This is a genomic window from Halomonas sp. MES3-P3E, assembly GCF_002836035.1.
Lineage (GTDB): Bacteria > Pseudomonadota > Gammaproteobacteria > Pseudomonadales > Halomonadaceae > Vreelandella > Vreelandella arctica.
In genome coordinates this window covers 1-12,423 of record NZ_PJBT01000043.1, presented here as the reverse complement: position 1 = coordinate 12,423, position 12,423 = coordinate 1, and the positions used below count along the sequence as shown (strand labels likewise).

Here is a 12,423-nt window from a genome sequence, read left to right as displayed (position 1 = left end):
GGTGCTGATGAGTGACAGCTACCCTTACAAGGCGGAACTATCCGATCTCGTCAGGCGGTTGGCTCCGGGCTGACTGCTCGGGCTCCCCCGGCCCGACTCAATGGGGGGAAGGGGGAAGTGTGTCTGGACGGTGGAAATTGGTTAAATAGTAGACAATCTGAGCAGTCGTCATAGGCCGTTGGCGGTATTACGACCTATTTATGCAGCTCATTGAGGTGCAGTGAGAAATCCGGGCTAACAGTTCACAGATAAGGTGGGCAATTCGGTTATAGGCAGGCCGCTGCCCGTTATTCAAAAGCCACTCTCGTGTGATCGAAGCGCTCACCAATGTCTCGCGCCACAGTGCCGCAGCAAGGCGCGGTTGGAGCGCACAGAGGTTATGTATATCGTCGTGCTCAATTAAGCCAAGTATACAGGGGGTGATTGAGGCAATATTTATATCCAGAGAAGACAAATGTAAGCTTTGCAGATCAGGAATGTCGCCGGGTATATAAAGGGATGTTATTTGGCGCTTTCCTTCATAAGTCAGCTTATAAGCGCAGGTAAATCCGTCAATAACTAGACAGCATTGAGTAGGTTGATCGCCAACTTTCAGTATATCTTGGTCTGAATGAAGAGATATTGTCTTTATTGACAACTCTTTTATTGCTTTTTTCTCTGCATCTCTGAGAACAAAAATACTTTCCAACTTACGGATAATAAGGAGGTTAGGGGTAAGGAGTAAGGTTTCCATAAGGGCTCCATAATTTGCAGATATGAAGCTAAATGCAACATTTTAACTGCTCGTCAGTAGACGATTAAACGTAGCTTTCATCATGCGCTCTATAAGTACAAATTGATAGCGACAATATTAAAAGACCCCGCCTATTCTTTATCTTGTCGCTGGGAAAAACTATCTTCAAAGGTGGAGTACTTTGCTTTACTCTTCTCGGAAGGCCCTGCTGAACTGGTCGGTAATAGGCTTAACAAAGTACGTCAGTGCGGTGCGCTCTTCGGTCGTGATAAAGACCTCGACGGGCATACCAGGCAGCAGCGTGGTAACGCCCAGCTTCTCAAGCTCTTCTGCAGAAACGTCAACATCACCCAGGTAGTAGATCTCGCCAGTCACGTCATCGCGTGTCGTCGCTGGAGAAACATAGACGATCTCGCCTTTGAGCTCCGGCGTTGTTCTCTGGTTGAAGGCAGTGAAACGGAGCCTGACCGGCTGGCCGACCCACACTTGATCGATGGTTATCGGCGCCAGTTTCACCTCAACCTTCAGTTTGGCGTCTTCTGGAACGATGGTGACAAGCTCCTCAGCTGGGGTGATCACGCCTCCCACCGTGTGGATATTCAGCTCATTAACGGTGCCAGAAATCGGCGCGCGAATGTCCGTTCGCGCCAGCCGATCCTCGATGGCGATGTGCCGGTCACGCAGCTCCGAAAATTCTGCCTCTACGGCACTTAATTCCCGCTGCGCCTCGGTACGGGCGTTCTCGTCAATCGCAATAATCTGAAGACGAATTTCACTCATGCGGGTTCTCGCTCTGGCGATGGATGCATGGATCTCGCCGCGCTCACCCGAAATGCGTGCCCTGTCACGCGCCATCGGAACAAGGAGTGTGCGTGCGATCATCCCTCTCTCAGCGAGGCCTCTGCTCGACTCGTATTCAGACGAGACGAGACGGAACTCCTCGTCTTTCGATTGCTGCTGAGCTTCCAGCCCTTTTATCTCCTCTTCGATCTGCGCGATGCTAAGCTCAAGCTGCTGCTGCTTACTTTGGCGATTTGCACGATTGCCTTCGAAGAGGCGTGTTTCGCCGAGGAAGACATCCGGCGCTTCGTCTGCGTCTAAATCGGACGGGAACTCGATGGCTGCAAGCCCATCCCGCTCTGCCATAAGTCGCGCTCTTCTGATCGCCAATTCCACGAGTTTAGAGCGCACGATTGAAAGCTCCGCCTTCGTCTGTGTGTCTTGGAGACGAATCAGCACCTCTCCAGCATTGACGAAGTCCCCCTCTCTAATGCCTATCTCGCTGACGATGCCACCGTCACGGTGCTGTATCGACTTAAGGTTCTGATCTACCGTCACAGACCCTTGCGCGATGACGGCCCCACTTAGCTGAGCGCTCGCGGCCCAGCCACCGGCGCCCAATAGCAGAAACAGGGCAAGTGCCGTGCCCACAAAAACACGCGGGCCGAGCCGAAAAGCGTTTTCTGGATTCGGTAAGCGCTTGGCTTTTTCCTCTAAAAGAGGCGTGCCGGAAGGATCATATGTGCTCATTGTGTGCTCCTAAGATAGCCACTCGTGACCATCGTCACGCTCTGTTGACCACGACAGCTTGTGCCTTCCATGCAGCGTGACGGTCGCCGCCCACAACTCATCGTCCTCGAAGTCGGTCTCGATCACGGTCCACTCGCTTCCATCGTCCCGGTCGTGCCGATAGCGTATGGGCGAATCGTCATCGTCGTTATCGCGGTAGATATGTTCGAAACGATCTTCCGGCTCGTCATCGACCTTCCAGAAAATCTCGTATTCAGAGATGCGGATACGGTCTCCCACCCCAAAATCCATAATCACGTGCGAAACGGCATTCGCTTGAACCCCACCGGCGCTGGCGAACGCAAAGACGTCATCACCCGTGCCGCCAGTGAGCGCGACCGATTCGCTGCCGAGAATGAACTGGTCGGCTGCCCGGCCTCCCAGCACTTTCTCAAAGCCGGTGATGGCGTCATGGCCGATTTCCACGCCGCTGGCGACGCCGTTCACAAGATCGACCACGAGACTTTCCGTTGCGTGGCTGTAGTCGAGGGTGTCCGAGTTCTCGCCGCCGTCGTACACGTCATCTGCCGCATCAAGTGCCGCCACCACTCGATCGCTTCCCATGCCGCCGAACACCTTGTCACGACCCGCACCATCCATAAGCACGTCGTTACCCTCGCCCCCGAGCAGCAAATCGTCGCCGTCTCCGCCGTTCAGATGATCCTCACCGGCGTTGCCGAAGATCACGTCATCGCCGTCTCCGCCGAATAGCCTGTCGTCGCCTGCACCACCGAAAAGATGGTCGTTCCCCGCGCCGCCAAAAATAATGTCATTGCCATCGCCGCCGAACACCACGTCATCACCGTCTCCGGCAACAATGTGGTCGTCGCCCGCTCCTCCATTGATGACGTCGCTGCCAGCCCGTCCATCAATGTTGTCATCGCCACCTGCGCCGTCGATCTCATCGGCACACAGGCTGCCCAGAAGCATGTCGTCTGCCGCGCTTCCTGCGATAACGGGCGGCTCAACAACAGAAAAGTGGGCGACGGCATCGGTCATCAACTCGCCGTCGGTGATCTGATAAGTGACGGTCACTGGCCCCGGTTGCCCGCTTCCGCTCTGGAACACCCAACCGCCTTCCGTTTGCGTCAGCGTGCCGGAGGATACCGTCACATTTTGTACCGAGAGGGCGTCGCCATCCGGGTCCTCTGCCTTGCTCAGCAGATCACTGAGAGCGATGACGAGGGCCGCGCAAGGCGCCACATCCAGCAGATAAACGGGGCCTGACACGCGCGGAGCACGGTTGCCGCCAGGTGGCGCCTCGGCATCGTCGTCCTCACCTTCGGGGTCGAGTGGGTCGCTATCCGTAGAACTGTCGTTATCCGTGGAGCCATCGCTATCGGTAGAACCATCGCCATCCGTGGGGTCCTTGCCTTCGGCGGGCGGGTTGTCGTTCCGGGGTGAAGAAGAACGATTGCTGGCGGGATTAGCACTGTTGGTAGACAGTGTGCCGGGGCTGCCGTCCATTCGATCCATCCTGTCAGCGGCTGCATTGCCGCTTGCCGGTTTGACTGCGGGTGCGCCTTCGCTTTCGCCCTGATAGCGTAGGGGCGATGACCCTGGAGCATCAGCGGCCGGCGGCGTTGCGGAACCGTGAGGTTCGGGATCGGGCATATCAGGCGATGGTTGCGGGGAGGCGATATCGTCAACCATGCCCTCTTGGCTTTCCGCCTCCGCCGCACCGGCGGCTGGCTCTTCCGGCTGCGATTGGGGTTCACTCTCCCGGCCCCAGGAGAAGATCGAGCCTAGGTAAGCAGCGATCCCCATGAGTAAGCCGACGATCACGCGAGGCGTCCCAGAGACCTCGTCGCCACTCTTCAGAACGTAGCGCTGCGAGGCGTCAGCTTCGGGTAAGGCGTTCTTGGTGCCTTTGACGTTAATCATGTTCCGACCGATGCCTCCTTCGTCGGCGGCTTGGCAGAGTGCACTGCCCGCACGTTAGATTTGCCGATGACTTCGTCCTTCGGTCCGAAGGCGGCCAACCGGCCGTTCTGAATAACCGCCACAAGATCAACGGCCGCCAGAGCGCTTGGGCGATGGGCCGCCACCACGGCGATGCCGCCACGCTGCTTAACGCCTTGAATGGCTGCCGTCAGTGCTGCTTCGCCTTCAGCGTCGAGGTTGGAGTTGGGTTCGTCCAGCACCACGATGAAGGGGTTGCCGAACAGTGCGCGGGCGAGTCCGAGCCGCTGCCGTTGGCCGCCGGACAGGGAGGTGCCCAGCGAGCCGAGCTGCGTTCGATAGCCGTTTGGCAAACGTACGATCATCTCGTGGACGCTTGCGGCCATCGCCGCCTCCACCACCGCATGGGAATCCGGTGTTTCCTGAAACCGCGAAATGTTCTCTTCGATCGTGCCATTCAGCAGCGCGACCTCCTGCGGCAGATAGCCGATGAACTGACCGAGCGCTTCGTCGTGCCATTGCGATAGCTCCGCGTCATCTAGGCGCACACTTCCTCGCAACACGGGCCAAATGCCTGTCAACGCGCGAAGCAACGTGGTCTTGCCGCCACCGCTAGGACCGATGATCCCAATCGCCTGGCCGGCCTTGAGTTCGAAGCTCAGCTCGCTGAGCAGCACTTGCCCTGAATCGGGTGCTGCGACGGTGATGTTCTCGACCTTGAGGGATGAATTCGGGCTGGGCAGCTCCATCGGTTCGTCAACGTCCGCCAGCGCCATGACGGTTTCCTTCAGGCGTGCGAACGCGGTTCGCGCAGCGACAACGTTCTTCCAGTTGCCGATGGCAAGATCGATGGGGGCGAGCGCCCGCGCGGAGGCAATGGAAGCGGCGATGATCGCGCCAGCGCTAAGCTCCCCCTGAATAGTGAGCAGCGCCCCGAGGCCAAGAACGGCCGACTGCAAGACCATCCGCAGCACCCGTGAGACCGCTCCGAAGGTGCCGCTGACATCGTTGGTTCGCGTCTGCAACTCCAGATGATCGTCGTTCGCTCGATTGAAGCGCGCCACCGCACGACCAGCAAAGCCCATCGCCTTGAGGATCTCCGCATTACGAGCATTGGAGTCGGCGATAGTATTGCGGGTGACGGCAGCCTGCTGCATGGCGCTGCTCAGCTTGGACGTCTTCAGTTCCGTGATAATCGCAAGCATGGCCAGGATGAAACCACCGAGAAAAACCAGCGCGCCAAGGTAGGGGTGCAAAATGTAGATAAATAATAGAAAAAGCGGCATCCAGGGAAGGTCCAGCAGCGCCACAGGGCCCTGGCTTCCCAGAAAGCCACGCACCGTATCCACGTCGCGGCCCCGCTCCAGTGATTCAGCGGTCGAAAACCCGAAGCGCGGCATATCGATAGCCACCCGATGGGCCAACGGCGCGACCCTTCTGTCGAGGCGCGCGCCGATGCGAACAAGGATTTGGGAACGGATGGTATCGAACATTCCCTGAAAGCAATACAGACCAAGCGCCAGCACGGAGATGGCAACCAGCGTCGAAATGCTCCCGCTGGTCAGCGCTCGGTCGTAAATTTGTAGCATGTAGAAGGCACCGGTCAGGGCGAGGATGTTGATGATCCCTGACATGCCGAATAAGAAGAAAAAGATTCCTCGGAAACCTTTGGTCAGCTGTTCTGCGCTCTTGCGCTTAGCCGACGTACTGGCGTCTTTTTTGCGCATGTGAACTCCCCTTGCACCCTATGTTGAACGGGCGTTCCCTGCGGGCGGGTACGCCCGCAGGGTTCGTTATTGTTATAGCTGTCGTTCGTTATAGGTTGAAGTCGCTCACTCCCAGCTCATGCCGACCCTTGATGCTGATGGAGAAATCCGCATCGTCGTCTCCGGTCGTGTTGCCTTCAACGACGGTGTAGTCCTCGCCGTCGCGGGTTTGATGGCTGAACATCAGCTGGCCAACGCCGGTGAAGGCCTCGGTCACTAACGTGAAGCTCTGGTTCCCCGTTGCACAGCCATGCGCATCCACACCGCTGAGATCGATACGGTCGCCCGGCTGAAATCCCATGATGGTATCGCCGTCCGCATCCGCTGCGGAGAGGAAGCGGAACGTGTCGTTGCCTGCCCCGCCATCCATCACGTTAGCCGCGCGGCTCGCTGTGATCGTATCGTCTCCCGATCCCGTGACGATGTTCTCGACACCCCACAGCCCATCATTGCCAGTCTCAGCGCTCGAGACGCTGCCGCGCCCCATGAAACCGGTACCGAGATCTGCCGTGATCGCTGACATAATGGCTGACATATCCAGAGTGTCGCTGTCGCTGGCACTGCCGCCCACCATGTCGTCGCCGTAGTAGGTATCGTCGCCGTCATCGGCTTCGGCCACGAACATATCGTCTCCCTCGCCGCCGAAGACCGTGTCATCGCCAGCCCCGGCATTGATGAAGTCGTTGCCGTCCTCGCCAAACACCCGATCGTCGCCGTCATCGCCGTAGAGCATATCCGCGCCGTCGCCGCCGAGGATGTCGTCATCGCCGTCATGGCCGAAGACGACGTCTCGACCGCCCAAGCCCATGATGGTCTCACTCTCCGCCGTTCCGATCAGCGTATCAGCGCCTTCGCCGCCAGCCATGGCCGCCGCCGGTATCACTTGCGTTCCGTCTTCCTCCTCGTACTCTTCTTCTCCTTCCTCGTACTCTTCTTCTCCTTCCTCATACTCTTCTTCGTCTTCCTCGTACTCTTCCTCGTCTTCCTCCTCGTATTGTTCTTCGTCTTCCTCGTCCTCCGATTCATCGTCGGTTTCGGTCTCGTCTTCGTCTTCTGGATGTTCCGACTCGGGCTCGACCTCGAAGCGGACGGAGTTCTCGTCGTCGCCCACTAGAGCCTCGCCCGCTTCGTTGGCCTCGACGGGGTGGTCAGCGAGCATCGTGCCGTCGGCAAGTTCGACGACATCCTGCTCCCGAAGTGCGCCCACCACCGTGTCGTGGCCGCCCATGGTTTTGAACACCACCCGATGCGCAGAACTCAGTGCCGAGATGTCCAAGACATCGTCATCCTCCGAGCCCATCACGTGGATAGTACTCATCGCCAGACTGGTTCCAGTGAAGTCGCCGGCAATCGTAAACGTGTCGCCGCCTCCCTGACCGTCGATGACGATTTCCTCGATGTTGGCGAGCTCCGCCATCACCACCCCGTTGCGAACGATGACGATCTCTGTTCCGGCGTCGAGGTCGGCAAAGCCCTGGGCCAGGGCATTGGTCCGATCGAGAATCGCGAAGGATTCAGCTTCACCGGCGCTGCCGAGGATTTCTGCGGTATCAACTTGGTTGCCGCCATCAAGAATGTCGCGCCCGCCATCGGCCTCGGTGATCAGCAGGTCATCACCGGCACTACCGAACAGGATGTCATCGCCCTCGCCGCCGTTCAGAACGTCGTTGCCACCACCGCCGTTGAGGTCGTCATTACCGGCGCCACCTTCAAGAGTGTCGTTGCCAGCCAGCCCGAAAAGTAGGTCGTCGCCGTCTCCGCCCTCAAGGGCATCATCACCAAGCCCACCGCGAAGGTCGTCCGCACCGGCGCCTCCCAGCAGCGTATCGTCGCCATCCCCGCCGTTGAGGAAGTCATCTCCATCACCGCCATCGAGAGTGTCGTTGCCGTCCGCGCCGATCAGGCGATCATTGCCTGCACCGCCGTAGACAAGGTCGTCGCCGCCGCCTGCGAGCAGGTTGTCGTTACCGGCAAGGCCGATCAGTATATCGGCCGCCTCAGTGCCCTCAAGGCGCGTTGCACCAACGTCGTTGCCGTTGGTTCCGGTAATAACCTGCAGGTCGCTATCCCCGAAGGACAGCACTTCGATATTGCTGACGAGGTCGGTGCCATCGGAGACACGGTTCTGCCCGCTTACTGGGTCCAACGCTGCATCGTCCACATCAACATGTGCTACGGTGAGCCGACCGGTATCTTCATCCACCGCAATCTCATAGGCGGCGCGATCGCCCCAATAGACGGCCGTGTCGATACCGGACTCATCCTCAAGGATCTCGCGAACCATCTGCAATTGCCCGGGGTTGATCCGGCCTTCGACCATCCACGCCGACAGCGGACGGGTGACCTCCGCGCCATCGATAGTGAGAGTCACCGGCCCGTCCATGCTATCGACCGTCGCGATCTCGTCGCCGGTGCCATCGCGGTTCGTCATGATGGCAATGCGCACGTTGAGCCACGCGTCGCCGTCGATAACATCGTCGCCACCGCGCCCCTCAATCGTATCGCTGCCGCCACCGCCCAGCAGGATGTTGCCGCCGATAAACACCAGCTTTTCATCACCGGAGCCATCAGCCCAGTACTCCGCGTTGCGCATCATATCGGGGGTAATTAGCTGGTCGAGGCCGTCGATCCGGTCAATACCTGCCTGGTCGAGTTCGTTATGGATGAAGTTGCCCTCAGGCGTCGGGTCGGCGACGATCGGCGTGGCGCCCTCTTCCTCGTTGCTCCGGTTGTCGCCGCGCAGGATGTCGTCCTGCACCCAGCCAGACAGCGCCTCCACTTGGCTGAAGCGGTCCCGCAGCACTTCCAGCGGCAGCGTGGTGAATACCTCCACGTTCATATCCGCGTCGGCCGCCACGTTTTGGCCTTTGTGGATGACCCAATCGTGCCCCCACATACCGATGTTCTTCTGAATACCCTCTCCCGCCACCATGATGTCGTCGCCTGAGTCGGCGTCGTAGTCGGCGTCACCATTGCCGCCGTTGAGGATGTCGTGGCCGATCACCGTGGAGTTGAAGAAGAGTTCGCCGTTGTCGCCAGCGATGTATTCAAAGCGACTCTTACCCTCGACCCAGTCGTGGCCTTCGTTGCCGAAGAGTACGTCAGGGCCGTCGCCACCGAGGAGGAAGTCATCCCCCATGCCAGCGCGGATCTCAGACCCGTCCGGGCCGGTGATCAGGAAGTCCTTGCCACGGCCACCGAAGATCAGCGCCGCGCCGCTGCCGCCATGGATAACGTCGTTGCCCTCGTCTCCCTTGAGCATGTCGACTTCGCCGATATCGGTCCCGGCGTTGGTGATGATGTCGTCACCCTCACCGCCGTTGATCTTGTCGACGCCATACCCGGCCTCGATGCGGTCGTCGCCCGCGTCACCCCAAACGGTGTCGTCGCCACCGCCAGCGACGATGCGGTCGTTGCCGTCCGTCCCCTGGATGACGACGTGGTCGGCACCGTTATAGCGCAGGTAGGCACCGTCGCCTTGCGCGTCAGGCGCCCCGCGCTCGACCAGTTGAGAGGCGGACTGAAGGAACGGATCTTCGTGTTGAGGATCATCCACTCCGGTCATCTGCATCTGCTTGGCGTAATCGACATAGAGGATGTGATCCGGTGTCGAGAAGATATCGCCCGGGATCGCAAAGCCGGTCTCCCCAAGGTCGGTATTTGCCAGGGCCATCTTGGCCAGAGAGTTATTCTCCAGCTCCGTCAGCAGGTTCAGCCCCTGGGTGCGCGACAGGTAGTAGAACCGGTCAGCATCCTGCAGGTTCTCGAGCTGCATTTCGAAGACGAAGGCGAAGGTGGAGCCGAGCATACCGCCGAAGGGCATCTTCTTCTCAGCGAGGCCGCCCATCCACAGGTCGATGTCGTTCACGCCTGTCTGCTCGGCTGGCGCATTAAGCCAGTCGAGGCGCGCCTCCCGATCAGCTGCGCTCTCGTTCGGAGCACCGAGAACAAGATCAGTGGCCGCCGCACGCTTGCCAGCGATGGTCTCTTCGGAAGTAACCGACTCATGCGTGCCGTAGGCCGCGATGAAGTTGATGACCGAGGCGGGGTTCTTCATGTTCTCGGCGAAGTCGGCCCAGCTGGTGTACGGCTTGAGCTGCGTGTCGCCATCCGCCATCTCCATAAACTGCGCCCGGGCCTCGTTGAGGGTGGGCATGCCGGTATCCCGCCCACGGGCGATGTTGATCGCGGGAAGGTCAAGCGGAATACCGAGGAGCTGGTTGCGCAAGGTGTTGGTGACGAATTCGTCAACCTCGTTGCCAACCTGGGCCGTCATACCGCGCAGGATCGCGCCCGCCGCTTCGTCATGGCTCACGGTGTCCGAGCCGAGAGCCAGTGGGTTCAAGAAGGCATCGAACAGATCCATGTCATCACGGCTGCCATCCGCGTTGATGCGGTCAACCGTCTCGTTGAGCATCGAGTGCCCGAACCGGTAGACCACGTGCGCGAACTCGGAAAAGATAACCGGGTTCAGCTCGGCGTCGGGCTGCACCATGAAGACATCAATATCTGGCTGGATCTTCCGCGCGAACTCCTCGAAGACGAGGTGCTGGTACTCCATTTCGGTCGTGAAGCGCGCTGCCTGGAAGATTCTTTCGCCATCCCACGATAGCCCCTCAATCTCAGCCGCGCTGGGCCAAGAGGTAAGATCAGGGCCGGCCAGCCACTGGTTCAGGAAGTCGAGGTCCCCGCTCTCAAGCACCAACTCCTTCACCTGCTCCGCAATGCGATTGTGCTCGGAGTGGAAGATGTGGTGGATCGAGGTCAGGCCGATATTCTCGTTGCCACGGCCGTCGCCGGTAATGTAGTGCGCGTCCAGAAGCTCGTTATCATAGGCAGTTTGAGCACCACGGGGGCCGAACTCGCCGCTGTAGCCGGGCTCGGAATCGTCGTCCGCTTGCAGTTCGCCATTAGCGAGCACAGGGACGGCGGCATGGGCGATGTCGTCCAGGAATGCCGCACCGGCGCGTGCCGCGCCGACCGCAGACGGGTCGACCGGCTCTGCTAGGTTCCCCTCGGTCAGGATGGGGTTACCCGCGCCGTCGAAGCCGGTGATCAGTTGGGGGAGCCCGTTCTCGCCGCGCAGGAACTCGCCGTAGGGGTCGACCGCCACCAGCGGGACGGCGCCCACATCTTTATCGGTAAGTTCAATACCCAGCAGCGTGCGCGCCTGAGCCTTGATGTCAGCCCAGGTCGGCAGGCCGCGGTCGCCGTCGAGCAGGTTACCCGTCGCCATAGGGCGGCCATCGACCATCGCGTATTCGCGCAGGAAGACTTGGTGCGAGGGATGCGAGGTGTAGGTCTGGTTCTGGTCCACCCACGGTGTGGTGACATTGCCCGCCGCATCGTCGGTGGTGGCGCGAGTCATCACCATAAAGTTGGTATGCGGGCTCGCCGGGTTATACAGCGGGTCGTCCGGCGACAGCGGCATGTAGACCGTGCCGTTGCCCCCTTTTGCCACCAGATCGAGCCCGTGATCGAAGAACTGGCCGAACAGTGTGAAGACAGAATTATAGGAAGCCGAGAGCCCCTCGTCCGGGGAGACGTTCGGCAGCATAACCGTGACGCCATCCATCTCGACTCCGTACGAGGCAAGCAGCGTGTCGAGCTCCTCCTTCTGCGCCGCGTAGATGGGCGTCTCTTCGAGACCGGCATCGCTCAGCGTCCGCACAAGGTCGTGCTGCGAGCGAATCTCGCCCATCGCGTCGAGCATCGGCTGGCCGTTCATTCCGGCATGCTGGAGTGCCGTCGCGATTACCGCCGGATTATCCAGCGTCTGATCGACGATCAGGTTAGAGATCAAGCGCGGTTCGGCATCGACCACGTCCCCCACTTCGCCGTAATCGTTGTTGGTGGGATAGCCGAAGCCGTCTGGCAGGGCACCGCTCCCCTGCCCAAACGAACCCTCGGCAATGGGCCCGAAGAGTTCACCCGCCGAACCCCACTGCTCGCGACCGATTCCGAAGTTGTTGTAGCTGCCATCAACAGTGCGCAGGCCCGTGGGCAGAAGCGGACTATCGACAAGCTCCTCAAGCGGCGCTCCCGCGGAATGCGCTTCCGCGACCTTGATCTGATCCAGAATGAACTGCAGATCATGTTGGTTCAGTTTAACGGCCATGTTCCCTCCCAGGCCCCACCGGGCACTGATACTTATTTTTTTAAACTGTCGTCACACCTCGACGGACACCTCAGCTAAGGCAACTTTCCCATACCATATGCTTACACAAGGTTACATTGAGAAATACTTTCTTACCTCCTCAAAATCACCATTAGTTAGCTTTGAGAAAGTTGATCAATAAGGATGAATTTACTCATCTGAAAAGAGGTAGATGTAGCAGTGAGGAAAAGCACTAAAGTCATCAGAAATTGAGGCTTTAGCTTGGCCAGAAAACCCTAATTGGTAATGATGCCTATGCCGCATTTGACGATGGGTAGCTCATTACAACGACTGTT

The 12,423-nt window shown here is 59.2% G+C and carries 5 protein-coding genes; all 5 read right to left on the bottom strand.

Annotated features, from left to right (window positions below; translation table 11 throughout):
* Window positions 1-187: 187 nt before the first annotated feature.
* Window positions 188-733, bottom strand: a complete 546-nt coding sequence (locus CXF87_RS10515; RefSeq protein ID WP_332870635.1) for a Crp/Fnr family transcriptional regulator — start codon at window positions 731-733, stop codon at window positions 188-190.
* 186 nt (window positions 734-919) lie between these two features.
* Complete coding sequence (locus tag CXF87_RS10510; protein ID WP_101146610.1) at window positions 920-2,263, bottom strand: HlyD family type I secretion periplasmic adaptor subunit; 1,344 nt, start codon at window positions 2,261-2,263, stop codon at window positions 920-922.
* A gap of 9 nt (window positions 2,264-2,272) precedes the next feature.
* Window positions 2,273-4,186 carry a calcium-binding protein gene (locus CXF87_RS10505; protein ID WP_101146609.1) on the bottom strand — a complete coding sequence of 638 codons (1,914 nt, stop codon included), beginning with the start codon at window positions 4,184-4,186 and terminating at the stop codon, window positions 2,273-2,275.
* Window positions 4,183-5,931: a type I secretion system permease/ATPase gene (locus CXF87_RS10500; RefSeq protein ID WP_101146608.1), complete on the bottom strand. Its 1,749-nt coding sequence runs from the start codon at window positions 5,929-5,931 to the stop codon at window positions 4,183-4,185. The genes CXF87_RS10505 and CXF87_RS10500 overlap by 4 nt, the downstream gene beginning before the upstream one ends.
* A gap of 88 nt (window positions 5,932-6,019) precedes the next feature.
* Entirely contained in the window at window positions 6,020-12,088 is a 6,069-nt protein-coding gene (locus CXF87_RS10495) for a peroxidase family protein (protein ID WP_101146607.1), read from the bottom strand.
* Between the last annotated feature and the right edge of the window lie 335 nt (window positions 12,089-12,423).